The organism is Pseudomonas syringae pv. tomato str. DC3000, from assembly GCF_000007805.1.
Classification (GTDB): domain Bacteria; phylum Pseudomonadota; class Gammaproteobacteria; order Pseudomonadales; family Pseudomonadaceae; genus Aquipseudomonas; species Aquipseudomonas avellanae.
In genome coordinates, this window is sequence record NC_004578.1 from 2,867,881 (window position 1) to 2,894,316 (window position 26,436).

At 63.7% G+C, this 26,436-nt stretch carries 11 protein-coding genes; 1 reads left to right on the forward strand and 10 read right to left on the reverse strand.

From position 1 onward, the window contains the following. Nucleotides 1–69 precede the first annotated feature (69 nt). Nucleotides 70–624, forward strand: a complete 555-nt coding sequence (locus PSPTO_RS13415) for a TetR/AcrR family transcriptional regulator (RefSeq protein WP_011104102.1) — start codon at nt 70–72, stop codon at nt 622–624. A gap of 36 nt (nt 625–660) precedes the next feature. Here PSPTO_RS13415 and PSPTO_RS13420 read toward each other — a convergent pair whose 3' ends face one another. The 10 genes from PSPTO_RS13420 to PSPTO_RS13465 are packed head-to-tail and all read right to left on the reverse strand — an operon-like array spanning nt 661 to nt 26,338. Next, complete coding sequence (locus tag PSPTO_RS13420; RefSeq protein WP_011104103.1) at nt 661–2,070, reverse strand: isochorismate synthase; 1,410 nt, start codon at nt 2,068–2,070, stop codon at nt 661–663. Beyond that, nucleotides 2,067–2,387: an isochorismate lyase gene (locus PSPTO_RS13425; protein WP_005762840.1), complete on the reverse strand. Its 321-nt coding sequence runs from the start codon at nt 2,385–2,387 to the stop codon at nt 2,067–2,069. The genes PSPTO_RS13420 and PSPTO_RS13425 overlap by 4 nt, the downstream gene beginning before the upstream one ends. Before the next feature lie 15 nt (nt 2,388–2,402). Continuing rightward, nucleotides 2,403–3,971, reverse strand: a complete 1,569-nt coding sequence (gene ybtE / locus PSPTO_RS13430; RefSeq protein ID WP_011104104.1) for a yersiniabactin biosynthesis salycil-AMP ligase YbtE — start codon at nt 3,969–3,971, stop codon at nt 2,403–2,405. A gap of 12 nt (nt 3,972–3,983) precedes the next feature. Next, nucleotides 3,984–4,754, reverse strand: coding sequence for a thioesterase II family protein (locus tag PSPTO_RS13435; RefSeq protein WP_046463300.1), 771 nt, complete (start codon nt 4,752–4,754; stop codon nt 3,984–3,986). A gap of 16 nt (nt 4,755–4,770) precedes the next feature. Continuing rightward, entirely contained in the window at nt 4,771–5,853 is a 1,083-nt protein-coding gene (locus tag PSPTO_RS13440) for a thiazolinyl imide reductase (RefSeq protein WP_007245945.1), read from the reverse strand. After that, nucleotides 5,850–15,371 carry a type I polyketide synthase gene (locus PSPTO_RS13445; RefSeq protein ID WP_011104106.1) on the reverse strand — a complete coding sequence of 3,174 codons (9,522 nt, stop codon included), beginning with the start codon at nt 15,369–15,371 and terminating at the stop codon, nt 5,850–5,852. Before PSPTO_RS13445 ends, PSPTO_RS13440 begins: the two co-directional genes overlap by 4 nt. Then, nucleotides 15,358–16,584 carry an MFS transporter gene (locus tag PSPTO_RS13450; RefSeq protein WP_005762833.1) on the reverse strand — a complete coding sequence of 409 codons (1,227 nt, stop codon included), beginning with the start codon at nt 16,582–16,584 and terminating at the stop codon, nt 15,358–15,360. Before PSPTO_RS13450 ends, PSPTO_RS13445 begins: the two co-directional genes overlap by 14 nt. Next, nucleotides 16,581–22,754, reverse strand: coding sequence for a non-ribosomal peptide synthetase (locus PSPTO_RS13455; protein ID WP_011104107.1), 6,174 nt, complete (start codon nt 22,752–22,754; stop codon nt 16,581–16,583). Before PSPTO_RS13455 ends, PSPTO_RS13450 begins: the two co-directional genes overlap by 4 nt. A 60-nt stretch (nt 22,755–22,814) precedes the next feature. Beyond that, nucleotides 22,815–24,560: an ABC transporter ATP-binding protein gene (locus PSPTO_RS13460; protein WP_005762826.1), complete on the reverse strand. Its 1,746-nt coding sequence runs from the start codon at nt 24,558–24,560 to the stop codon at nt 22,815–22,817. Further along, nucleotides 24,557–26,338, reverse strand: a complete 1,782-nt coding sequence (locus PSPTO_RS13465; protein WP_005762824.1) for an ABC transporter ATP-binding protein — start codon at nt 26,336–26,338, stop codon at nt 24,557–24,559. The genes PSPTO_RS13460 and PSPTO_RS13465 overlap by 4 nt, the downstream gene beginning before the upstream one ends. Nucleotides 26,339–26,436 lie beyond the last annotated feature (98 nt).

Sequence of the window (26,436 nt, forward strand, 5' to 3'; positions counted from 1 at the left end):
CTTTGCGAACAAACAGGCGTTCTGCACAATGCGCCGCACGCACTCTATGACGAGGTAAAGACGCACCTGATGGACGTACCTGCTGACGAAAAACTCCTGAAAGCGCTGGCCGTTGCGCTGGTCGACCACTCCACCGGCACCTTTAAGGACATCGCCGAAGCGGCGGGGGTGAGCAAGGCCACGCTCAATCGCTTCTGCGGCACCCGCGCCAACCTGATCGAGATCCTGCTCATCCACGCTTCCGAGCTGATGAACAAAATGATTGCCGACGCCGATCTGCAGAACGCGCCACCGCTTGAGGCGCTGCAACGTCTGATCGACAACCACCTGACCCATCGTGAAATGCTGGTATTTCTGGTTTTTCAATGGCGTCCGGACACCATGGACGAAAGCTGCGGTGGCCTGCGCTGGCTGCCCTATTCAGACGCTCTGGATGCGTTTTTTCTGCGCGGCCAGCGTGAAGGCCTGTTCCGTATCGACATCAGCGCCCCGGTACTGACCGAAACCTTCGCTTCCCTGCTGTTCGGGCTGGTCGATGCAGAACGCCGGGGCCGCGTTGCGCGCACGGGAATGGATGCCGTGTTGCTGCAGATGTTCATGCAGGGCGCGCGAAGCGGTGCGTGAAGGCGCCGTACCAGCCTGGAGGCGGGCTCACTGTTTCTAACCAGACAGGCCGCTTCCCGACAATGCTTCCCTCATCGTCTGCATCTTCAGGTCGCTTTCCCGGTATTCGCTTTCCGGCTCCGACCCGCTGACCAGCCCGCAGCCGGCGAACAGCGTGGCCCTATGGCCATTGAGCAATGCCGAGCGCAGGGCGACAGCGAGCTCGCCGTTGCCCTGATCGTCAAGCCAGCCGATCGGTCCGGCGTACCAGCCTCTGTCGAGTTGTTCATGGCTGCGGATGTAGTCCAGCGCCTCATTACGCGGCAGGCCGCCCACCGCAGGCGTCGGGTGCAGGCTTTGGGCGATGCCCAGCAGGCTGGCGTTCGGAGCAAGGGTGCCCTTAACGGGGGTCAGCAGATGCTGGATATGCGGCAGTTTGTGCAGTCGCGGCCGGCACGCGATGTCCAGTACCAGGCAGTGCTCAGCCAGGCCATGCCTGATGCAGTCGATCACCATGGCGTGTTCGCTGTTGTCTTTCTCGCTCAGCAGCAATTGCTCGCCCAGACGCGCATCGTCAGCGCAGTTTGCCCCGCGTGGTGCGGTGCCTGCCAGGGCCATGGTGTGCAATTGATCACCGCGCACGGTCAACAGGCATTCGGGTGATGCACCCATGAAGCAACTGCTGCCCCGCGCGAAAGCAAACAGGTAGGCATTGGGCTGCTTGTGCATCAAGCGCTGCATGACCTGTTCCAGAGGGCTGGCCGCTGCGACATTCTGCGAGCGGGCCAGGACGACCTTTTCCAGCCCGCCACGCTTGATCCGGTTTACCGCGTGAAACACGTCCTGTTTCCACAGGTGTGCCATCGACAAACGCACGAACTGATCGCCGCTTGCCGGTGCGCCAGGCAAAGGCCGGGCGAGAATTTCTGCCCATTCGCCAGCCAGCGCTTCTGCCAGTGCGGCGCACTGGCTGTGCTCGTCAATCAGCACATTGACGATCAACCGGGTCTGGCCATCGGACTCGTGAAATTCAAAGCGCGGCAACGTCAACGCGGCGTCGGGAAAGTCGCGCCACAGGCGTGTTCTGGGCTGCCGACGGTCGAAGGCAAAACCGCCGAACAGCGTCGGGCGATGGTCGCCGCGAACCACCGCAGTGGCTGCCATGTCCCGCCAGCGGTTCTCGAGTGTTTGCCAACTGTCTGCAGGCCCGGCGTTGAATTCATGGGCCAGGCCCAGGCCTAAACGGTATTGCCCTTGTGCCTGAACGTGCCACAGACAGGCCGGTTGGACCTGCTCGCGATTGGCCGTGAACAACCCGAACGGCTCCACGTGTGGTGAAGGCGTGGAGAACGAGGCCAGTACCCGAGGCCGGGCTGTGCTGACCTGCGCCCGCGCGCTGTGCAGGCATTCCATCAGGCCTCCCGTCAAACATCCCTGCAGATCGCTGAATGATGGCAGCGGGTTCATGGCTGAGCCTCCGGGTGCAGCGCTCGCCAATGGGTGATCTGCTGGTTGATGAACCAGTGGATCAGGTCCTTGAAGAAGTCCTCTGTTTCATCGACGGGCAAACCTGCATCATTGGCCCATTGACGTCGCTCTTCGAGCATTGCGCGCACCCGATCGGGTGCCGGAATGGCCTGCTGGCTGGCCTTGAAGCGGGTCGCGGCCTTTACGTAGGTCAGGCGCCGGGCAAGGATTTGCACAATCTGCCGGTCGAGTTCATCGATGCCCTGGCGTATGTCGCCGAGGTTTTCACACTCAGGTGCAGACTTCACAACATTCATGGGTTACTCCCGGGTTCACTGGGCCAGAGCGGCCAGTTGGCGTTTGTCGATCTTGCCCACGGCCGTCAGCGGCCATGCGGCAACCCACTCGAACTGATCGGGCAGCTTGTCTTCACCCAGCCCCTGCCGACGCAGTTGGTCGCGAATGCATTGGCCGGCACCCGTTGGCGGGTCGCCCAGAATGAACGCGCAGATGCGTTCGCCCAGCAGCGGATCCGGCACCGCCACCACGACGGCAGATTCGATGTCGGGCAGCGCCGTGAGGTGATTTTCGATGTGTGCCGCAGAGATCTTTTCACCGCTGCGCTGAATCTGTTCCTTGATGCGCCCTTCGACGATCAGGTTGCCTTGCGGCGTCCAGCGCGCAAGGTCGCCGCTGCGGTAGTAGCCATCGGCGGTGAAACTGCGCGCAGTGTGATCTGCCGCCCGGTAATACCCGGTAATGGTGTAGGGGCCGCGGGTCAGCAGTTCGCCGGTCTGGCCATGAGCAACGTCATTCAGGTCGGTGTCCACCAGACGAACCTGGTCGAACGGCGACAATGGACGGCCCTGCGTATTGAGCACCACTTCCAGCGGATCGTCCGGGCGGGTGTAGCACAGCAGGCCCTCGGCCATGCCGAACACCTGTTGTATTTGGCAGTCCAGCGCTTCAAGCAGGTGGGCTGCCAGTGCCGGGTCCAGTCGCGAGCCGCCGACTTGCAGCAGCTTCAGGCTGGTCAGGTCGCTGTCCTCCCAGTCGCGCCCTTGGGCCCAGAGTTGCGCCAGCGGCGGGACCAGCGCCACATGGGTGACGCCTTCGCGCTCGATCAACGGCATGGCCGCATCACAACTGGCGCTGTCGCCCATTACCACCGTCGCACCGGCGGCCAGACTGCCGAGCACGCCGGGGCAGGCAAGGGTGAAATTGTGCGCGGTCGGCAACACGGCCAGGTACACGCTATCGCTGTCCAGTTCACAGAGCCTGGCCGAGTGGGAAAAGTTGTAGGCGTAGTCGGCGTGGCTGCGCGGGATCAGTTTTGGCGTGCCGGTGGTGCCGCCTGAAAGCAGCAGCAAGGCCAGCCCGCGCGGGTCGGCCAGCGGATCGGTCGGGCAGGGGGCATCCAGCGCCGACAAGGCGATGAAAGGCCCGGGTTCGCCATCGACAATGACGTGCGCCAGTGAGGGCTGCTGCTCGACGATGCCGGCTGCCATGCCCCGGTAATCGAAGTCCCGAAGGCGATCGGGGATCAGGTAGGCCACAGGTTCGGCCAACCGGCACAGCGCTGCAATGTCCACTGCACGCTGGGTGGGCATGGCCAATACCGGTACCGCGCCGATGCGCATCACGGCAAACAATGCGCAGACAAAGCCGACACCGTTGGGCAGTTGCAGCATGACCCGGTCACCTGCCGTAATGCCCAGCGCTGCAAGGCCCCCGGCCAGGCGATCAACCCGCTGGTCCAGCTGCGCGTAGCTCAGGCGTACGTCGCCTGCGACCAGCGCGGTGTGCGCGCCGTACTGGTTCGCCCAGCGACGCAGGCGTTGAGGGAGGGTCTGGTCGGCGAAGGGGTGCAGCGGGTCGTGAGACGTGTGTTCGGTGTGCATGGTCGTTTCCCGTTACGGATGGAAAGGGCTGATGCTCTGTTCGATGAAGTTCAGGACCTGTGCAGCGAAGGCTCTGGGGCGTTGCGTCAGGTAGAAGTGGTCGCCGGCCATGACCTGTTGCCGACAGTCGCCGCACAGCCATTGCCGCCAGGCGCTGACTTCCTCCTGATCGGCTTCGGGGTCGTGACTGCCGTGCAGCAACAGCGTCGGTGTCTGCAAGCGCTGACGATCTGCCTGCAGCGGGCGGTAATAGCTTTCCGTGGCTTGGAAATCGGCCCGCAACAAGGGCATGAACAACGCCAGCAGGTCCGGATTCGCCAGCAAGGCGTCGCTGACACCGCCAATGGCAACCAGTTGTTCGATGAAGCGCCGGTCATCCAGATGGCTGAGCAGGCGCCTACCAGTCAGGTGGGGGGCATGGCAGGCCGATAACACCAGCCCTGCGGGTGGCGTACCGGCCTGTTCCAGCAACAGACAGGTTTCGAAGGCGACCTGCGCGCCCATGCTGTGCCCGGCCAGTATCAGGGGGCGGCGTTGTGCATCCGGCATGGCCTGAATGTCTGCGGCAAGGCTGTCGGCGAGTGGCTGAACCTGACGCAGGCAGGGCTCGTGCATGCGCTGGTCACGCCCCGGATAGATCGCCAGCGTCAGGTTCAGGCCCGGCTCGTCGAGCTCGCGCCAGTGATGAAAGGCGCCACCGCTGGCCCCGGCAAACGGGCACAGCAGCACATGCGGCTGGCACTGATCGGCGCGCAGAAAAGGGCGCAACATACCTGCATCCATACCCACATCCATGCGATCAACCCTCCGCCCGCAATTGCGCGGCATCAATGAAAAGCGGCGCGCTGGCCATGCGCTGCTCGGCGGGTCCGGCGCAGCGCAGGATGTCTTGCCAGAGCCTGGCCACGGCCAACTGATAATCAGCCTGCAGGCCGTCGGCGCGGGGCCGGCCTTGCAGGACAGCCAGCAGTTGTTGCAGCAGCCAGCCGACACCGGCAGGCCCTTCGATTTCATGGGCGCTACGCCAGTGACTGGCTGCCGGGTGCAGCGGCATCGCGGTTGCGTGCTGCAGATAGTCGGCGTTGCTGGTGTAGAGGGTCTGACGATCGTCGTCATGGGCCTCGGCGTGCAGCGCAGGTGTCCAGTTGACCGGGCCGTAAGTGGCGTCCAGCGAAAGGTAGCCACTGGGCCACGCCAGATTGAGCTGGTGCATGACCAGGCTGTGCAGGTCCGGATCGTCGGCCGCCATCCAGCGTTGCAGGCGCAGCAGTACGCGGCTGTCCGGCAGGTTCAGCGACAGGGTATGAAAGTCATCGTCGCCGTCGAGCAGGCTGACGCTGACTTGCCTGGCCAGGTCGCAGCCGAGCGCCTGAAACAGCAGGTCCAGGCCCGAGTAGAGCAACTGGCGACTGGTGGTCAGCTGTGCCAGGTTGGGCTTGCGGCCCTCCAGCAGCCGCGAGATGCGTTGCGCCGTGCCGGCCCAGCAGCGGCCCGCCTCGGTGTGCGGGTAGAAGCTGTTGACGATGTACTGGCAGCCCATCCGGGTGGCCAGTTGCTGATGCCGAACCAATTCATCCGGGTGCACCGGGTGCTCTTGAATGACATGCAACCCTCGGCGCAGCAGGCTCTCGGTCAATTGCCCACCGGCCCCGCCGACCACTGCCGAGCGCACCACCACGCAGGCAATGTCCAGGTCGTCCGGCAGTTGCTCGATATCGGTATACAGCGCGATGCCGAACGCGTTGGCCAGCGCTCTGGCGCGCGGGCTGCCGTTGGCCAGCAGCCCGGCCAGCTGCAAACCGGGCTGTTCGAGCAGAAAACTGTTGAGGTACAGCTCCCCGAACTTGGCCCCGACAACCAGCACCTTCAATGGCCTTTTCATGGATGACTCTCCTTGTGGGTGGCGGCCAGCCAGGCGCTGATCGACGCCGCAGTACGCTGAACCTGATCGCTGTCGAGCAGCAGTTGCCAGTGATCGCACGGCATCGATTCGCGGCGCGCCGTAGCGGCCCATTCCTGCCAGTCCTGCTCGGCGGGCAGCCAGTGCTGCGGGCGGCCTTCGGCGCTCAGCCACAGGCAGGGCAGGTCCAGTTGTCGTGGTTGCGAGTGTTGCGCCAGCAGTGTCATCAGGTGCTCGATGCGCTGCAGCCACTGTTCGGCCTGCTGCGCTTGCGGCGGGTTTTTCAGCACGCCGGCCTGCGTGGCGTTGTTCATAAACACGTTCAACTGCTCGGCGGCCGGCAATTGTTCGAGGTCGTCAGGCAGGGCGATGCTTTTTGCGCCCTCGGCCATCAGGCGCAACAAGCCTGGGCGATCATCGAAGCGCAAGTCCGCGCGGCACACCGGATCTAGAAGAATCAGTCGTACCTGCTCACCCTGGCGCAGCAGCAGACGCGCGGTTTCTTCGGCGACGAAGGTGCCGTACGACCAGCCCAGCAGCACGTAAGGCCCGCTGGCCTGCTGGCGACGAATGGCCTGTTCGTATTGGGCGGCCAGCGCCTTGAGCGAAGCGCTGCCCAGCGCATTCGTCGCTTGTAGCCCGAACACCTGCATGTCCAGGGCCTGGGCCAGCGGCAGATAAGCGCTGACCTCGCCATCCGAGGCATGGAACACAAACAGCGACAGCGTGTTACGCCCTCTGGCCAGCGCCAGCGGGTTGTCATCGGTCTGCACGCTGTGGTCGAGCAGGGTGGCGCAGAAATCACTCAGCCGCGGGTTGTCGAACAGGTTGCGCAGGCTGCTGCCGGAATGCCCCATGCGGTTCAGGCGGGCGATCATGCGAGTGGCGATCAGACTGTCGCCGCCGCTGAGGAAGAAGTCGCTGTCGGCCTCGATAGGTTGGTCGAGCAGTTCCTGCCAGAGTTGCGAGACGGCCTCCAGCAATGCCGGATCAACCTCCCGGGCCGGCCCGGAGTCGCAGGTCTGTTGCGGATTTTGTCTGGCCGCAGGCGCTGTAACCACTTGTTCCACCTGACGCAATGCCAGTGGCCATCGCGCAGGGTGTGGCTCCAGGTGACCGGCCACGGCAGCCAGGTCCAGATGGCTGACGCCTTCGGCCCGGGCGAGCATGAAGTGCTGACGCATGCTGTCGTCGGCCTGCTGTGGCCAGTTCATGACCCAACTGAACCCCGATGCCTGCACGGCAGTGCGCCAGCGCGGCAGATCGAGCATGGCCTTGTCGTCTTCACTGCGCTCGTCTTCAAAGTTGCTCAGCCCTTCGATAAAGCCGATGCTCGCCAGTTGCAGCGCGCTGTCGCGTTCGGTGGCTTCCAGCAACAGCAAATGCCCGCCGCTGCGTAACAGGCGGTGCAGACGCTTGAGCGAGCGTGTGACATGCGCGGCGTCGTGCATCACGTTGACCGCCACGACCAGGTCGTAGCCTTGTGCCGGGTGCTGACTGAAATCCACCGGCTGGTTGACGTCGAGCATCGAGCAGGTCAGTTGTGGCCAGGCAGCGAAATGCTCCTGGGCCTGGGTGAGAAACAGATTGGACACATCAGTGAAGCGGTACTCGCTCAAGTGTTCTTCAAGCATCGGCAACAGGTGCCGGGTTGTCGCACCGGTGCCAGCACCGACTTCCAGCACCCGCAGATCGCGACGTGTGCCCGCCAGCGCTTTGGCAGTTTGCGCCAGTGCGCTGTTCAGGCAGTGCAGCACCGGGTTATTGCTGTAGAGGGCCTGAACGACGGCATCGCTGTGACCGAACAACAGGCTCAACGGCGAACAATCACCGCGCAGCAGTTCTGCGTGCTGTTCGATACAGGCGTCCAGGTACGTGCCGAGCGTCTGGCTCCACTCGGCGTCGGGGAGCAACTGGCCAGCGGCTTGAAGCGCCTGCGCGGGCAGGGCCTGATAGTGCTGGCCGTCCTGCTGCAAGCAGCCTTGCTGGCAGAGCATTGCCAGCCACTGGCGCAACAAGCCCGCAAATTGCGGCTGCGCGCCCAGTCGGGTCATCACCTGTGCCAGGTCGTGACGCTGTCCGGCGCCGCTGAACAGCCCGTGTTTTTGCAGGGTGCTCAGAATGCCTTCACGAGCGCGGCTTTCCAGTGCCTGCCAGGTCAGGTCAACTTCCTGGCGTTGCATGTCGCTCAGTTGCGGCAACTCGCTCAGCGGCAGCAGCAGCGGCAGCGGGGCGCGCAACGCTTCATCGACCGCACTCGGTGACTGGCTGACCAACTCGCCAAGCAGCGTGCGACCTTCGCGATCCACGCTGACGCGCGCGCTCTGCACGCCCGGCTCACGACGCAACTGCGCCTCGAGCCGCTGCGGGTCGAAACGCTCGCCGTCCAGGTTCACCGACCAGTCATGGCGCGGCAACTCGGGCAGACTGTCGAAGCCCTGTGGTTGGTCGGCCAGCGTTTGTAACAGGTCGCAGTAGCTCTGAAACAGGCTGTCGATCAGGCCGTCGGCGAGTACGTCTTCCATGCAATACCAACTGAACACCAGCTCGCCGTCGATTTCCATCACTTGATGGTCCAGCCAGACTTGCGGCGTCTGAGTGAAGACGTGCACCGGGTCGCCGAGGGTTGAGGTCATGGCCTGGTCGATGGCTTTGCCGTCCAGCGACATGCCGAGCATGCTTGTGAACACCACCGGCATGGCCGGCTGACGCGTCTGCCCCTGACGGCGGCCGAGTTCACGCATCAATTCCACGCCGTTCACGGCAGTGTGTGCCAGACGCTGCCAGAGCCTGGCCTGCGTGTTGGCCATGACCTGGCCTGGGCTGTCACCACGCCCCAGCTGGAAATCGATCAACAACACTGACGTGAAGTCACCGATCAGTTGCTGAACCTGCGGGTGCAGGGGGCGACGGTTGAAGTAAGTCAGATTCAGGGTGAATTCCGGCGTACGGCTGACGCTTTCCAGTGTCTGCGCGAACAACGCCAGCAGCGCGGCAGAGGCCGTCACACCCACGTGCTGACAGTGCGCCTTGAAACGGTTCCATTGCGCCGCGTCGAGCTTGCCCTGAACGGTGCGGAAACGTGGCTGGCCCTTGGGCGGGTTGTCCGCGAGCGGCAACTGCGGGGCGCCAGGCAATTGTTCCAGCGTGTCCTGCCAGTAGCGCCAGGCTTGTCGCCATTGCAGGCTGTCGCGCTGCGCCAGGTCAGCCATCACGTAGTCGCGGAAGGTCAGTTCCAGCGGCTTGAGTGTCTGGCCGGCGTAGGCGCTGGCCAGATCGTCCATCATCACCTTGAAGCTCTGCACGTCGAACAGCAGCAGGTCGAGGTTCATGTGCAGGCGGCAATGACCGGCGTCGAGTTCGCTGACGGTGACTTCGAACAGCGGCCAGCAGTCGGTGGGCAATACGCGATAGGACATGTCTTCACGAATGTCCAGCAGGCGTTGCTGCTGTTGTTCGGCAGGCAACTCGCGCAGGTCGTTACGCGGCAGGCGATACCAGGGCGTGTTTTGCAGAATGCGCTGGCGGCCGTCACTGTCGATGACCATGCGCAGCATGTCATGACGGGCGATCAGCGCGTTCCAGGCCTGCTCGAAGCGGGTCAGGTCAAAGTCGGCGTAAGCTTTGTCCCATTCAAACAGCACATGGCAGGCCACGCCGCCGTAATCAATCAGGTCGGTACGGCCCAGCCAGTAAGCGTGCTGGATCGGCGTTAGCGGGAAAGGCTCGAAGCGGCTATCGGGTTGCGGCACGATGAAATTGTCACGGGCTGCAAGCGGCGCTTTTTCGGTGCTGGACAGCAACAGTGCGCTCAGGCCACGAATGCTCAGGTCGCGATAGGCCTGTTCGGCGTCCAGACGAACGCCCAATTGGCGCTGGATGTCGCTGCTCAGCTCAAGGAACAGTAACGAGTCGAGGCCCAGTTGCATCAGGTCCTGGTTGTGCGCAGGTGCAGCGTCAGGGCTCAGGCGCAACTGACGGCAGATCGATGCGCTCAACCACTGGCTGAGCGCGTGTTGATCTGCCTGCGGATCACCGGTCAGGGTCGGTGCCGGGAGCGCATCGCTGTGGCGGGTGCTTTTTACCGGCGCGCGCGTCGCGGGTTGCTCGATGTGCCGGGTCAGCAGACGCCGGCGCGGATCGATGCGCTCAGGGTCTATACGCATCGCCAGACGCCACGGCGAATTGCGCATGACTGCCTGTTCCAGGTGCCACAAGCCTTCGCCGGTTGCCAGCGTACCCATGCCGCCCAGTGCCAGTCGCGCATGCAGTTGATCCTCGGCGGCACGTCCGGTTTCGCCCCAGGCGCCCCACGCGATACTGACCGTGTGCAGGCGGGTGTCGGTTTGCGATTCGGCCAGCCCGTCCAGGTAGGCACTGGCCAGCGCATGAGCTCCCTGGCCCGCTGCGCCGAGGCTGGCGGCAGCCGAGGAGTACAGCAACAGGTAGCGACCTTGATCCGCCAGCGCCGTGTGCAGTTGGCGGGCTGCCGAGCATTTGACCTGCAGCAGTGGCTGCATGCGCGCGGCGTCGAGGTTGCTCAGCGGCGTGTCGTCCAGCAAGCCGGCACTGTGGATCGCGCCGCTCAGGCCGCCCTCGGCCCGCAACGCGTCGATGCAGGCCGCCAGCGCAGCCTGATCACTGATATCACAGGCCATCCAGCGTATTTCACAGCCGTAGTGCTGTTGCAGGGTGTCTATCCATTGCTCGCCGTCATGCGGGCAGCGCGGCGCGAACAGGGCGATGCGCGACGCCCCCTGATCGGCCAGCCAATGGCTGCTCAGGCGACCCAGGCCGCCGAATGCGCCGGTCACGATGTGCCAGCCGGTGTCCTTGAAGCTTTGTGCCGGCAGGCTGGCGCTCTGATGACGCTGCACGCTCAGCGTCTGCACCTGCGCGACGCCGTCACGCACGGCAATCCAGCGTTCACCGCTTTGCGCCGCCTTCAAGCCCGGCAGCAGCGCCTGCCAGTCATCGCTACCGTTGAGCTTGCTGCTATCCAGGTCAATGACAGCCAGTGCGCGCTCTGGTTGTTCGGCGCAGGCAACCCGCAGCAAGCCCCACAGTGCGCGTTGCTCGGGATTTACCGTGTGATCGGCAGCCAGTGACCACGCGTTGCGGGTGACCACCAGCAGAGGCTGCCCGGTGTCCGTCTTCACTGCATCGAGCACCTGGCTGGCGACCTCCGCCAGCGAGCCGCCTTGTACAATCAGCAGGCACGCCGAAGCCTCTGGGTCATGGGCCACGCCAACGGCGGCCAATGCCGCCCGGACGCTGGCCGGCTCGACGCGCAGCCTTGCCAACGGGGTATCCTGCGCATTCACTGGCGCCCATTGCCAGACGTAATGGGTGCCGGATGCAGTGTTGGCGGCGGGCAGCGTGGTGAGGCGCTCGGAACGGTTGTCGGCACTGCCGAGCCGCTGCCATTGTCCCTGATCATTGCACTGCTTGAGCTCGACGCTGGCCACTCCAAATGGCTCGGCACTCCAGTGCAGCGCCAGGCCGGTCAGGGTTTCGGGTAACGGCACAACGCGGCTAAATACGGGAGGGCGGCGAGCATCGCCGTGGCGTGCGGCCAGTTGTTCGCAGGCTTCCTGCAAGCGTGTCTTCCAGCGTTGCGGCTGGCCTGCGCAATCTGTCCAGTCGGGCTGGTAAAGGTGTTCGCCCAGTTGCCTGCCCAGCACCGCGCTGCCGCTGTCGTGCCCGGCAGTGAGCAGGGCTGGCGCAACGTTGGCTGCCTGGGTGCGTGCCAGCAGGATGTGTTCGCTGATACCGGCGGTGGCACTGCCATCGTCGGGCAGCCAGTCGAGGCGTTCAAAGCCGCTTTCCAGGCATTGTTGCTGCCAGTGTGCGGTGGACAGGAACAGTTCGCCGCCGCGCGCTTGCTCGTCATGCAGCGGCAATACCAACGGACCGAAGACAAAATCGAACAGGCGCATCGGACGGGTAATCTCGCGCATCAATAGCGCGCCGCCCGGCTTGAGCAACGGGCGCAGGTTGTGCAGGGTCTGGCCCACGTGCTGGGTGGCGTGGATCACGTTGGCGGCTACGATCAGGTCGTAGTGCCCGGCCTGGAAACCCTGCTCGCTGGCGGGTTTTTGCAGGTCGAACTGAGCATACTCGACAAAATCGTACTCGCTGAACTTGTCTTCGGCGCGGCGGCTGAACAGCGCGGAAATGTCCGTGAAGCAATAACGCACATCGGCGACGTTGCGCAGTTCCGGGAGCAGCCAGGCGGTGGTGCCACCGGTGCCGCCCCCGACTTCCAGAATGCGCAGCGGCCCGTGTCCGGAGTGCTGATGTGCCTGGATCAGACCGGTGATCACACCTGCTGCGATCTGATTGAAATAGCGGCCGAAGCTGAATTGCTGATACAGCACTTCAACACCGCTGGAGGTGCTTTGCGGGAAGATCACCGACACCGGCTCTACCGCACCGCTCATCATGGCGAAGAGTTGCTCTCCCGCCCGCTCGACGGTGTCAGCGATCACGTCCAGCCCTTCACAGCAACTGCGCAGCTCAGTCAGCAATGCCGGGCGTTGTTCATAGGGGATGGGCCGGGCGCTGCGGTAACGGCCGTGTTCTAGGGTGTAATAGCCATCCTCGACACAGGCATTGAGCAGGCGCACAAGCAGTTGCCGATGGCGCGGCAGCAACCGGCCCCCACGCAGGATACTCAGCGGTTCGGCACCCTGATCGATGCTCTCGGGCACACACTGACGAACCATCTGGTCAACGTAGATGGCATGCAGTTGGGTCACGCAGTGATACAGGCGCTCCAGACGTGGCAGGTCCAGATTGGCGCCTTCCTGCAACACGACCTTGCGACCGGCCTCCAGCAACAGGTCCTGTGCTTGCGTGCTCGGCTGCTGTGACGCATCGCACCAGTAGCGCTGCTCGTCGAAAACATACAGCGGGGCATGGATGCGCTTGCCGACCGAGGGTAACAGGGTGCGCCAGGGCAAGGCGGCGCCGGCGGCGAACAGGCGCAGCAGGCTGTCCTGCAAGACGGTGGTAGCCGGTTTATGGCGGCGTGCACTGGCGATCCAGTGCACGCCGGCGTGTTCCAGGCGCGTGCCGATGCCGGTCAATGGTGCATCGGCACCCAGTTCCAGCGCGATCGTCACGCCGGTTTGCAAGGCGTGAGTCAGTGCCTGGTGATAGCGCACCGGTTGACGCAGGTGCCTGCGCCAGTAATCGCCGCGCTCAAGCTCGGCATGGCTCAGCGGTTGGCCAGTCAGGGTCGAGATCAGCGGTATTTTCGCCTGGGCCGGGCGCAAAGCTGCACTGGCTTTTTGGAATTCATCGAGAATCGGGTCCAGCAAGCGCGAGTGCGCCGCGCCGGCCACGCTCAGGTGGTTATGCCGCAGGTTTCGCTGTTGCAGCGTTTGCGCCAGTGCGCGGATGGCGTGGCGTTCACCGGAGGCCACCAGATGCTGCGCTGCGTTATGCACGGCGATTTCCACGCCGTGTTCAAGCGCCAGAGGCTGCAGCGTTGCCGCGTCGCAGAACACCGCGAGCATCGAGCCTTGCGCTGCGCACTGATTCATCAGCCGGCCGCGGATGATCACCAGCGGCAGAATGTCTTCCAGTCGATAGATCCCGGCGATGACCACGGCAGCGAATTCACCCACCGAATGGCCGATCAACAGGTCCGGGCTCAGGCCCGCTTCGCGCCAGTGAGCCGCCATCGCCACTTCAAAGGCGACGATGGCCGGCTGCGCGTAATCCATGCGGTCGATCAGCCCTTCATGTTCGCCGAACATGACCGATTGCAACGAGGGTTGCAGGTGCGCGGCACAGGCTGCAAAGCTGCGGTCCAGACTTTCGCTGAAGGCCTTCGACTGACCGTAGAGGCTTTTGCCCATTCCGGCCCACTGGCTGCCTTGTCCGCTGCATAGCCATAGCTGCGCGCCCTGGCTTGCCTGTCCCTGATACAGCAAGGCATCGCTGCCGCCTTGGGCAAACGCCTGCAGCGCCGGGGCGGTTTCTTCGTGCAACGGCACCGCCAGACGAAACGGCAGGTCCAGTTGCCGGGCCTGTAACGCGGTGTGTGCAAGATCGGCGGCAGCGTCTGCTGCGTGCAGGCGTTCAGCGTAACGGCCCGCCAGTTGGCGCAACGAGTGCTGGCTGGCAGCACTGAGTAGCAGGGCACTGGCCTGCGCGACCGGGCCTGAGCTGCGCAATGCGTCGGGCAGCGCCTCGACAATCACGTGGCAGTTGGTGCCACCAATGCCGAATGACGACACACCGGCGCGGCGTGGTCCGGCCGGCCATGAACGGTCCTGGATCGGAACGTAAAACGGGCTCTGTTCCAGTTGCAGCGCCGGGTTGATCCGCTCGACATTGATGCTGGGCGGAATGCGCCCGTGGCTGACCGCCAGAACGGTCTTGATCAGGCTGGCGATGCCTGCGGCGGTGTCCAGGTGGCCGAGGTTGCCCTTCACCGAGCCCAGCGCGCAGCCACCGATGTCCGTGCGGTGTGCGAAGGCATCACGCAGTGCCTGAACCTCGATGGGGTCGCCCAGTGGCGTGCCGGTACCATGCGCTTCGAGCATGCCGATGCTGGCGCAATCGATGTCGGCCAGCAGCAGCGCATCCTGGATGACTTCACGCTGACCGATCACCGAGGGCGCTGTGTAGCCGACCTTGTGATGACCGTCGTTATTGATCGCGCTGCCGCGCAACACGGCCAATACCGGGTCGCCGTCGCGCAAGGCGTCCTCCAGGCGACGCAGGGTCACGGCCCCGACGCCGTTACCGGCAAAGGTGCCCTGGGCACTGGCGTCAAACGGGCGGCAGCGACCGTCGGGTGAGAAAATCATCCCCGGCTGGTACAGGTAACCGGCATGCTGCGGAAACGACACCGCCACGCCGCCTGCCACGGCCATTTCGCACTCGCCACTGCGCAGGCTTTCGCAGGCCATGTGCACCGCCACCAGCGAACTTGAGCAGGCGGTCTGCACGCTCATGGCCGGGCCGCGCAGGTTAAGTTTGTAGGCGGCGCGGCTGGCCAGGTAATCCTTGTCGTTGCCCATCAGCGCCTGCAAGCCCTTGACCTGCGCCACTTCGGTGACGCGAATAGCGTCTCGCCCCGGATAAGTGCTCATGCGCCCCGAGGCAAACACACCGGTTTTGTGCGCCACGTCGCGAGGCGCGAAACCGGCGTGTTCCAGCGCGTGCCAGACGGTCTGCAGGAACAGCCGCTGCTGCGGGTCGATGGATTCGGCTTCCTGACGCGAGTAACCGAACAGAGCCGCGTCAAAGCGGTCAGGGTCGTCGATGATTGCTGCCACATTGACGAAGTCCGGGTTGTCGATCAGCTCTGCTGACAGCCCTGCGGCGAGCAGTTCTTCACGGCTGAAGTGACGGCTGCACTCGCGACCGGCCAGCAGGTTTTGCCAATACTCGGTGCTGTCGCGGGCACCGGGGAAGCGGCAGGCCAGGCCGATGACCGCAATGGGCTCGCTGGCGCCGTAGGTGTGTTCAAAGGTGGGCATGGATGACCTCGTGGGCAGGCGTGAATGACGGGCTGGCGGGCGTGGCGCGCTCAAGATGGCGACACAGGCGCCACGCGGGCCACAGACAGATAAAGGCAATGCTCGCCAGTACCGCGAGCAGTGGCGGGTAGCCCAGGTAGTGGGCCGATTGCAGGGCGGCTATCGACGCCAGCATGGCAATGGCGGCATCGACCGATTGCAGCAAGGCGTAATCCGAGGCGGGCTGGTGCGGGCGGACCACGCCCATAAGCAGGTTGTAAAGGGTGACGAAGCCGATCGCGGCGGCGATGTTGACCAGGCTGAACACCACCAGCCAGGCGGCAAGGTCGTAGACGCGTGCGCCAAGCGCGGCCGCCAGGGCGATGAGCGCGTGCAGCAGCATGGCCGGCAGCAGGCAGCGCCAGGCACCGAAGCGTCTGGCCATCCAGCCGCCGAGCAGCACGCCGATGGCACTGGCCACCGTGCTGTACAGCGTCGAAGCCAGACCCAGTTGGGCAAGGCTCATTCCGTTGTCCATCAACAACACGGTTTGTATGGCCATCAGGCCGCGCATGGCGAGGTAGTAAATGGCTGTCAGGCACAGGGCGGGCCACAACGCGGTAAAGCTGCTGCGGTCCAGCTTTGGCTTGACTGCCGGTTCGTCGATGCTGTTGCTGGCCGGCAGCAACCCGACCGGCAGCAGCAGTAGCAACGAGACTGTCGCCATACCGATGAAACCGGTGCGCCAGCCCCAGTGCTCGGCCAGAAACAGGAACACCAGCGAGCCGAACACGATCCCCAGGTAGCTGCCACCCACTTGTGCGGTGTTGGCGAACGGACGGCTGGCGGCGTCGCAGGTGGTGATCGTGATGCCATCGGCATAGATGTCATGGCTGGCGGATAACAGCGCCAGCAGCATCAGCCCGGCCATGATCGGATAGAGCGAGTGCTCCGGGGCAAGAAAGCCGATCGCCAGCAGCGTCAGCGCCATGCACAGTTGCAGCAGCACCAGGCTGCCCAAGTAGTGATTGCCGCGCAGTCTAAGGCTGTGGCGCTCGCACCAGGGTGCCCAGAGAAACTTGCCTATCCAGGGCAGGAATGTCAGCGACAGCAGGCTGAGGCTGGCCAGATCCAGCCCTTGATGGCGGAAATAACCGACCACACCCTGCAAAATAAGCGCGGTGAGCATGCCCTGATGCAGGTAGTAACACCAATAAGGCAGGTAGCGGCTCATGAGCCACCTCCGTTGCGCCGTAATCTTCTGGCGTTTCTTTGCGTCAGTTGCGCCTGTCGGGGTTGGTCCCGCGTGTCGTTTGCCGGTTGCGTCTGGCTCAAGTGCCGCGCCAGTGCGCGGGCATTCGGGTAGCCGAACAGGTCAGTGGCCTGCAACTGCCGATGGCCCTGCTGGGTCAGCTTCACGTGCAACTGCACCAGTTTCAACGAACTGGCGCCTGCGTCGAAGAAGTTCTGCCGACAGTCCTGCAGTTTCAGGCCGACCACCTCATGAAAGGCATGCCGGATCTGGTCGACGAGCTGTTCATCGGCCTGTTGTTCGGGCTCGTGCGGCAGTGGTAATGGCAGCGGTTGCGGGCGAGGCAACGGAGCCACGTCAGCGCCAGGATGTCCGTGGGGAACCAGTTGCGCCAGGGACAATCCCCAAGCCTGCGGGTCTTCGGCCAGCCGTTCCAGCAGGCTGACGTACTGGTCGAACATGGCGCGCAACACGTCGGGATCGAACAGCGCCTCGACCGCGTCCCAGTTAAGGCACAGGTCACCTTCGGACTCATACACCTGATGATCCAGCCAGACCTGCGGCGTCTGCGAGATGCCCCAGACCGGTTTGAGCCATGACGATTGGGCCATGAAGCGGCCCTTGTCGAACCCCAGCGCACTGGTGAAGACCACCGGCATCTGCGCGGCAGCCAGGCCATGGCGGCTGGCCAGTTCACGCATGACCCGGATCGCCGAGTGATCGCGCTGGGCCAGATCGCGCCATAGCCGCTGCTGTAGATTTTGCGCACTGCCAAGCCAGTCAGCGGTGGGGTGCCAGGCCAGCAGCAGCAGCGAGGTGAAATCGCCCATCACCCGGTCGATATGCGTGTGCAGCGGCTGACGGTCAAACAAGGTCAGGTTGAGGGTCAGCTCCGGCGCGCTGCTCCAGGCCGACAGCACGGCGGAAAAAGCGCTGAGCAGTAGCCCTGAGGGCGTCAACTGGCGCTGATTGGCCTGGGCTTTCAAACGCTCCCAACGGTCTGCTGGCAGACGCTCGGCCAGGCGCACAAAGCGTGGTATGCCGACGTCGGCTGGGGCGCAGCGCAGTGGCAGGCGCGGTGCTGGCGGCAGGTTGTCGATACGCCGCTGCCAGTACGCCCGAGCGCCGGGCGAGGGCGGCTGGCTGGCGCGCAGGCACTGGTAGTCGCGAAAGCCGATAGCGATCGGTTCCAGCGTCTGTTCGGGGTGCAGGTACAGCGTCTCAAGTTCGGCCAACAGTATTTGCATGCTCATGCCGTCGAGCAGCAGGTTGTCGAGGCTGACGAAAATGCGGCTGTGCGGGCTGCCATCTTCGACGATCTGCGCATCGAACAGTGGCCATTGCCCGGCATCGAGCACCTGATGGGAAAGCCGTTCGCGCAGTGCATGGGCTTCGCTGCCCTCCAGCGTGGCCACCCGATGCCGCCGGGGAATGAAGGCCTGGACCTGTTTCAGGACCTGCAGCATGCCGTCACGGACCACAGCACGCAGAATGTCGTGACGTTCGATGAGGCGCTGCCAGGCGTTTTGAAACAACTGGACATTAAGTCGTTCGACGCTGAACTCGACAAAGAAATGCGCGCCCACGCCGCTCAGTACGAATCCTGGCTGACGCCCGACCAGATAAGCCTGCTGCACTTCACTCAGGGCAAAGGGCTGATAACGACCCGCCGGGTCGTGTTCAAGCCGCACGGTTGCCGGAGCATTGTGCTCCACCAGCGTCGCCGCGAAGGCGTGCAGGCTCGGGAAGTTGAAAAGGTCGTCGAGCCGGGCGTGATAGCCACGTCCGGCCAGTTCGCCGATCAGGCGGGTTGCCAGCAGGCTGTCGCCGCCAAGCTGGAAGAACTGGCTGTGGCGGTGCACCGCGCCGCTTTGCAGCAACTCCTGCCAGAGCTGTGCGAGAACCTGTTCGCGGACGTTTTCAGGGGGCTGGCATTGGTCGGCTTGTGTGGCGGCAGGTTTGCACCGCTGCATCAGTGCCTGATGATCGATCTTGCCGTTGGCGGTCAACGGCAGTGCGTCGAGAAAATACAGGCGCTGCGGAATCATGTAGCCGGGCAGTTCGTTGGCCAGCGCCTTGGCAAGCCGGGCAGAGTCGGGGCGCTGCAGCACATCGGGCGCGCGCAGGATCAGGCGTTGCAGGGCGCCCGATCGATCCGTTTCAGGGGCGCCAAGCCCGGCCTGCATCAGCAGCGCCGTCCAGTGTTCGCTGTTACGCAATTGTTCGGCTGCACTGCGGCCTTCGTTGAGCAACTCGGCGCTGACCAGTGCCAGCGCCGAGGCTTGCGCCAGCTCCAGCACATAGACCGCAGCGCCTGGCGCGCAGAGTGGCGTCCACTGCTGTAAGGCTGCTTGCGGCATATCCAGACGATGTAATTGATTGTTGATCAGCAGCACGTCGGCACTGTGAACAAGCGCCTGGCGCTCGCTGTCGGTGTCGCGGCGTGCACTGCCATGAATAAAACCTGCGAGGCGTTCGCGGGCCTTGAGGACCATTGCCTGTGACGTATCGAGGGCGGTGTAGTGCAACTGCTCTGCGTCAAGTCGCCCCAGCAGAAATGCCCCGGTGACAGCGCTGCGGGCACCGGCTTCGATCAGGCGCACCGGGCGTTGCAAGCGCTTGCTCAGGTCCGCCAGCGATGTCGCAAGTGCACTGAGCGTTTCGCGGCTGCCGGGTGCGTGCATCAGCAGCTGTTCTGGAGCCCAGTACGGATGCTCAAGCAGGGTCTGAGGGCTGCGCTTGCCTGACAGTATGTCGCGCAGGGCGTCGTGGTGCGCCTGCAGGGCGTGTGTCAGTGCATCGCAAGCAACGTCGTGCGACGTGGCCTTTGTGCTCGAATGATTGAGATGCCACGCGCCCTCGACGTCGCAGCACAGGCGATCCTGTGTTGCGAGCCACTCCAGCCAGCGCGTCAGAAGCGGGTGCCAGCGCGCCTCGCTGCCGTAGGTCTGTAACACCTGGTCGGTCGTCAGAGAGGGGCTGAACGGTATGCCGTTGAACGCCAGATGCTCAAGCAGGAAATCGGCCAGCAGACCGTCTGTTGTGTCAGTCGCGACAGTGACAGGCGTCAGCCAGTCGGCGTAACTGGCGGGTGTGCACGGGTCGGCTTCGACGCGGCTGCACAGGCTGGAACCGTGCGGCACGACAAAAGCCACCAGGCTTTTTTCCCGTTCGCCCGGTGCCATGCTGATGGCTGCCTTGACACCTTCCAGGCGGTTCAAGGCTGCGTCGATTTCACCCAGTTCGATGCGGTAGCCACCGACCTTGACCTGCTTGTCACGACGGCCGAGGAATTCCAGCGTTCCGTCCGGCCAGTAACAGCCCATGTCGCCGGTGCGATACCAGCGTTCACCGGCCACTTCGACGAACTGCCGGGCGCTGCGTTCGGCATCGTTGAAATAGCCGTGTGCAACACCTGCGCCGCCGATCCACAGCTCGCCGGCGACCCAGTCCGGGCAATCGCGTCCTGTTTCGTCAACCACGCGATAACGCTGGTTGGTCAGCGGCGTGCCGTAGGGGATCGAGCGCCAGTGCGGCTCAACCCGGCTCACGGTGCAGGTGTTGGACCAGATGGCCGCTTCCGTCGCACCGCCCATGGCGACAAACCGACCATCGCTGCGGTACTGGTGATAGCGCCCCGGCAGGTCCAGGCCGATCCAGTCGCCGGACAGCATCACCAGCCTCAGGCTCGCCGGGCTGTGCAGATCAAAGCCTTCGCTGTAGGTCAGCAACATGTCCAGCAGGGCAGGTACGCTGTTCCATAGGGTAATGCCGTGTTCATCGATCAGCCTGCACCACAGCGCCGGGTCGCGACGTTGCCGGTCGTTGACCAGCACCAGCGAAGCGCCTGCGCCGAGCACTCCGAAGATGTCATACACCGACAGGTCAAAATGCAGCGCCGACAGCGCCAGCACACGATCTTCGGGGCTCACGGCGTGGCGCTGGCTGATGTCCACGCAGGTGTTCAAGGCGCTTTGATGGCTGATCACCACGCCCTTGGGTTCACCGGTCGAGCCTGAGGTGTAGATGATATAGGCCGGTTGCTGTGCGCTGACCGGGACCTGGTGCTGAAGCGGTTCGCTGAGGATTGCCTGCTGCCAGGTCAGGACCGTGCCGATGTCGTGCTCTTCAGGCTCATCGGCGCTGGTCAGCACGCATTTCACCTGCGCACCCTGATAAATGCCGATACGCCGCGCCAATGGCTGGTCCGGCGGTACGGGCACATAGATCGCACCAGCCTTGAGAATGCCCAGCACACTGACAATCTGGCCGATGTCCTTGGTCATGCTGACCGCCACGGTGTCGCCCGCTGTGACACCCAGGGCTTGCAGGCAGCCGGCCAGGCGACTGGCCTGATCGGCCAGTTGGGCGAAGCTCAGACGGCGCTGGTCCTGAATCAGTGCGGTGGCTTGCGGGGTGCGTTCGGCCTGGAGGAAAACGGCGTCGTGCAGCAGCCCGTCAGGAATGGCCCGGGCGGTGGCATTGACCTGTTCGCGGACGGCTCGCTGGGCGGAAGGCATCAGGTCGGGCAAGGGGTGTGACCAGTGCGCGGGGTCTGCGACCAGCGCCAGCACGTGTTCGAAATAGACGTCGAACAAGGTGTCGGTCAGCCCCTCGGGGAACAACTGGTTATTGCTGTCCCACTGCAGATAGACCTGCCCCTGATGCTCGAACGCCAGGTGGTCGATCCACACCTGCGGCGTCTGGGAAATGCCCCAGCCGGGTGCGCCCAGCGTGTTCTCTGCGGCTTCGCCAAACAGCGGGCGGCCCAGATTGCTGGTGAACACCAGCGGCGCACCGTGCGGGTGGCGCTGGCGTTTCTTCAATTCGCGCAGCACCTCGACCCCCGACCACGCACTGTGTTCGTGAACTTCGGCAAACGACTGCTGATTGGCTTGCGCCAACTCTGCGAAGGCTTGCCCGCAGCAGCTCACTGGCAACGCGAGAATATTGGTGAAATCGGCGATCATGCTGGCGACTGCCGGGTTCAGCGGCTGGCGGTCAAACAGGGTGAGGTTAAGCAGCAGCGACTGTTGCCCGCTCCAGCGACCCAGCACTGCACTGAACAGCGTGGCCAGCGCCATGGTCGGCGTAACGCCAGCGGTTCCGGCGTGGTCCTTGAATGCCTGCCATTGCGCTGCGTCCAGTTGTCCGCGACGGCGGCTGATGCGAACCTGCGCGATGCGCTCAGGGTCTTGCGCCAGCGGCAGAATCGGTGCCAGTGGCAGGTCGTCCAGACGTGCCAGCCACCAGGCTTTGGCCTTCTCGACGCGGGCCTGATCATTGCGCCTTACCTGCGTCAGGTAACTGCAGAAATCGTAATCGACAGGCGACGGCGGCAACGGCCGGTCTTCGATCAACGCGATCAGTTCTTCGAACAACTGATTGAAGCTGGCTGCGTCGGCAACCAGCAGATCAATGTTGACCAACAGCCGGTTTCCACCGTCGGGCAACAGGCACAGCTGGAAGTCGAAGGTTTCGCCGTTTTCGACGTCAAGGCGACGATGGCCCAGCTGTTCGCGCAGGTCCCCCAGGCGCTGCTGGCGAAGCGTGTCATCGCTATCGCGCAGGTCATGAACCTTGAGGCCCGGCCAGGTCGAATGCGCTTGCCACTGTTGACGGCCGTCGGCCAGAAAGCGCGTCTTGAGCATCGGATGCCGTTCGATCAACTGATAGATGGCGGCTTCCAGCACCTGTGGTGTCAGGCCGCGACCGTCGAATTCCTGATAAAGATGACAACCCACGCCACCCAGCGGCTGTTCACTGGAACGCCCCACTAGATAAGCATGCTGCACACTGGTCAGGGCGAACGGCTGGCCGTCGCTCATGAGCGCAAGCGGCTCGTCGTTGCTGGCGACCTCGGCGCTGTTGACTTGAACGGGCGCGCTGCTCAGCAGTTGCTGCCAGCCCTGCAGTGTCGGCTGGTCATAGAGGTCGCTGAGGGTCACTTTGAAACCCAGACGGCGAAACCGGTTGAGCCAGGCCATCAGGTGCATCGAGTCCATGCCCAGCTTCAACAGGTTGGCGTCATCCGCCAGCTGCTCCGGGGACAGACGCAGTTGCCTGGCGATGTCCTCGCCCAGCAGGGCGGGGTCGAAAGCTTGAGGTGGCGTACCGCGAGCAGTCGAGGCTTTTCTGGTCGATGTGTACATGGTGAGACTCCATCCAGACAAGTACTCGTGCCGCGCTCAGGATGGCGCGGCCCAGGGGGTTCAGGTGTGCAGATGCCAGTTCCGAGCCTGGCTCTGGCGGTTCCACAAGCGGGCGTACAGCCCTTGCTGCGCCAACAGTTCATCGTGGCGGCCCTGTTCCACGATGCGTCCGCGATCCATGACCAGAATCTGGTCGGCGTGCTGGATGTTGTGCAGGCGATGGGCGATGACCAGTACCGTGCGATCACGTACCAGCGCATCAAGGCCCCGCTGAATGGCGGCTTCCGAAGACGGATCGACGCTTGAGGTGGCTTCGTCGAGCAGCAGGATCGGGCTGTTTTTCAGCAGCGCACGGGCGATGGAAAGGCGTTGCCGTTCACCGCCCGACAGCCAGCCGCCGCCTTCGCCGATGCGCGTGGCATAGCCGTCGGGCAGCGCCTCAATGAACGTGTGAGCATGGGCCAGACGTGCAGCGTGAATGACCTCCTGCTCGCTGGCGTCGGGCTTGCCGACCAGCAGGTTGTCGAGCACCGTGCCGGAGAACAGGGTGACGTCCTGAAAGACCATCGATATGTGCTTTTGCAGGTGATCACTGCCGATGTCTCGCGCCTCGATGCCGCCAATCTGTAACTGACCGCTGTCGATGTCCCACAGGCGGGCGACCAGCTGCGCCAGGGTGCTTTTCCCCGCGCCGCTGGGGCCGACCAGTGCAGTCAGGGTGCCAGCGGCCAGATGGCACGAAAGCCCTTCGATAACCGGCGCTTCGCGTCCGGCATAGCTAAAACACACCTCTTTGAGGTCGATATCGAAATGTCCGGGGCTGCGTGGCTGCGCCGGCTCGGGCATCGGTTGCTGGTCGAGCAACTGCTCGGTGCGCGACAGCGCGCGGTGGCCGAAGCGCAGCAACAGAATGGAAAACCCCAGATCGATGGCCTTGCGATACAGCGGCCAGGCCAGCACGGTGAAGATCATCAGGTGCTGAATGCTCATCTGTCCGTTGAGCAGCAGGTTGCAGCCCAGCAGCACCATGAGGATGAAACCGGCCTCGATGACCAGACCGAACAGGGCGACCCATGCTGCCGGTTTCAGTTCGATACTGACCATGGCCCGGTGTTGCTCGTCCAGCGCTCGATTCAAGCGCTTCAGGGCACTGCCGAAACGGCCGAAGCTGCGGATCACTGCAATGCCCTGAATGTATTCCTGCAGCGCTGCCTGAGTGCGGTTGCTGGTCGCGAGCATAGGGTCGGCGTGCAGCAGCGTTTTGCGGATTGCCACGTAGATTGCCAGCGCTGCAAGCGGCAACGTGACCAACACCGTGCAGGCGAGGAGGGGTTCGAGCCAGAACAGCAGAAGCAGAATAAACGTCAGTTCAGCCAGCGACAGCGCGAACACACCGAGAAAGTGCGACCACAGGTGCTCGACCATGGCCAGATCACTGGTGACTTGAGCGCTGATTTCACCGCTGTGGGCAGTCGCGAACCAGCCGAGCGGCAGCTTTTGTAAATGGTCGACCAGACGCAGGCGGGCATTTGCCATCATTGCGTAGGCACCGGTGAATATCAGCGGTGTGCCGAGGGCGCCGACGACAATTCGCCCGATCAAACAGGCAAGCATGCCCAGCGCCAGCCAGATCAGGCTCCAGCCCTGCAGCGTATTGTCGAACAGGCTCGCCAGCAGCCAGTACAGCAGCAGGTACGGCGCTGCGCTCAACAGACCTTCAAGGACTGCCAGGCGCAAGCCTTGGCTCAGGCGTGGATCGCGTTGCCCTGCGAGGCGTTCGCCCGCGCGCATCAGACTGGAAATCATGCGGGTTCTCCACTGCTCAGTTGCCATTGGCGAATGCGGGTGTGGTCTTGCCAGAGTTGTTGATACAGCTCGCAGTTTTCGAGCAACTGCTCATGGCGGCCGATGCCGAGCACCCGGCCCTGATCGAGGACGACGATGCGTTGCGCGTCGATGACGGTGTGCAGGCGATGGGCAATCATCAGGACGGTTCGGCCCCGGCACAGATTGGCCAGCGCCTGCTGGATCAGCACCTCGTTTTCGCTGTCGGCGTAGGCCGTGGCTTCATCGAGGATCAGCACGGGGGCGTTTTTCAGCAAGGCGCGGGCTATAGACAGGCGCTGGCGCTCGCCGCCGGACAGTTGCGCGCCGGCTTCGCCAATGGCTGTGTGATAACCCTGCGGCAGGCGTTCGATAAAATCATGGGCGCACGCGGCACGTGCTGCGGCTTCGACACTCGCCTGATCGGCGTCGGGGTTTGCCAGGCGCAGGTTGTCGAGCACCGATCCGTCAAACAGGTGCACGTGCTGAAACACCGTCGCGACCCGATCAAGCAGGGCCTGCAGTGGCCAGTCGCGCAGCTCGGTGCCACCCAGGGTGATGCTGCCGCTGTCGGCGTCGAACAACCGGCTGACCAGTTGCGCCAAGGTACTTTTGCCCGAACCGCTGGGGCCGACCAGGGCGGTCAACTGACCTGCCTGGGCAGTGAAACTGACGTGATCCAGCGCCTGTCTTTCGCCATAGCCGTGGCAGACGTTTTCCAGGCACAGGTCCAGCGGGGCATCAGGGCTTTGCGCATCGGCGTTGTCGCTCAGCGGCAGGCTGAGCAGCACGCTGTTGATCCTCGCCAGCGCTGCATTACGCTGCACCTGATCGCCGAGCATGTAGGTCAGGCGCAACAAGGGCATCAGGGCGGCAGGTGCCAGCAGCAGAAACAACAGCAGGGTTTCCAGCGTGACAGTGCCGTTGAGCAGCAACCAGGCGCCCAACGGTGCAACGATCATCAGGCTGGCGCTCAGCAGCCCTGAGAACACCACCCAGAACAGCGAACTCTTGCGGGCAAACCCGGCCACCCACTCTGCCGCACCGCGTATGTCGTTGCTCAGCGAGCCGAAGCGCAGGCTGGTCAGGCCGAAGCTTTTCACCACCTGAATGCCTTGCAGATACTCGCTGAAACTTTGTGAAATACGTTGCTGCATGCCTTGCCACTGCGCCATGCGCTCGGCCGAGCCCTTCACCATCAGCATCTGTGCAAGAAACGCCAGCGGCAGCGGGGCGATACAGGCCAGTGCCAGCCGCCAGTCAATGATGAACAGCACCGCCAGGGTCAGCGGCGGCATGATTGCGGCTGAAATAGAGTCGGGCAGCGAGTGAGCGAAGAACCCTTCAAGCGCACCGACATCGTCACTTATTGTGCGACGCAGGTCGGCACTGCTGTGCTGGCTGAAAAAGCTCAGTGGCACTTCGCCCAAATGCCGGGCAATCCGGCTGCGCAACTGACGCAGCAGCTCGAAGGCTGCCAGATGTGCGCTCACATGGCTGAGGGTCATGATCAACCAGCGCAGCAGCACCGCCGCCAACGCCCAGAGGCCCCAGACCAATGCCGCATGTGCATCAGGCAAGGGGCTCAGCAAGACCTGCGCGATTTTGTAGATGCACCACAGCGGTACAAGGCTCAGCAGCGCTGACACCACAGCGCAACCGATCGCCAGGGCAAACATGCCCGGTGCCAGTCTGAGCAGCCCGGTATGGTTGAGGGGGCGGGTTGTGGGCCTGTCGGCAGCATCATGATTGCGCGTCATTGGGCACTCCTTGGGTATCTGTACCGGTCATTTCGCCATGCAGCGGCTGACGAGCACCCGAAAGGGCGGCCGACGCTGTTGCCGATGAATGGGTTCGG

Excerpts from the sequence above, each read along its gene's own strand:
- PSPTO_RS13415 (WP_011104102.1), top strand. The coding sequence starts at position 70 with ATGGACGTACCTGCTGACGAAAAACTCCTGAAAGCGCTGGCCGTTGCG.
- PSPTO_RS13420 (WP_011104103.1), bottom strand. The coding sequence starts at position 2,070 with ATGAACCCGCTGCCATCATTCAGCGATCTGCAGGGATGTTTGACGGGA.
- PSPTO_RS13425 (WP_005762840.1), bottom strand. The coding sequence starts at position 2,387 with ATGAATGTTGTGAAGTCTGCACCTGAGTGTGAAAACCTCGGCGACATA.
- ybtE (WP_011104104.1), bottom strand. The coding sequence starts at position 3,971 with ATGCACACCGAACACACGTCTCACGACCCGCTGCACCCCTTCGCCGAC.
- PSPTO_RS13435 (WP_046463300.1), bottom strand. The coding sequence starts at position 4,754 with ATGGATGCAGGTATGTTGCGCCCTTTTCTGCGCGCCGATCAGTGCCAG.
- PSPTO_RS13440 (WP_007245945.1), bottom strand. The coding sequence starts at position 5,853 with ATGAAAAGGCCATTGAAGGTGCTGGTTGTCGGGGCCAAGTTCGGGGAG.
- PSPTO_RS13445 (WP_011104106.1), bottom strand. The coding sequence starts at position 15,371 with ATGCCCACCTTTGAACACACCTACGGCGCCAGCGAGCCCATTGCGGTC.
- PSPTO_RS13450 (WP_005762833.1), bottom strand. The coding sequence starts at position 16,584 with ATGAGCCGCTACCTGCCTTATTGGTGTTACTACCTGCATCAGGGCATG.
- PSPTO_RS13455 (WP_011104107.1), bottom strand. The coding sequence starts at position 22,754 with ATGTACACATCGACCAGAAAAGCCTCGACTGCTCGCGGTACGCCACCT.
- PSPTO_RS13460 (WP_005762826.1), bottom strand. The coding sequence starts at position 24,560 with ATGATTTCCAGTCTGATGCGCGCGGGCGAACGCCTCGCAGGGCAACGC.
- PSPTO_RS13465 (WP_005762824.1), bottom strand. The coding sequence starts at position 26,338 with ATGACGCGCAATCATGATGCTGCCGACAGGCCCACAACCCGCCCCCTC.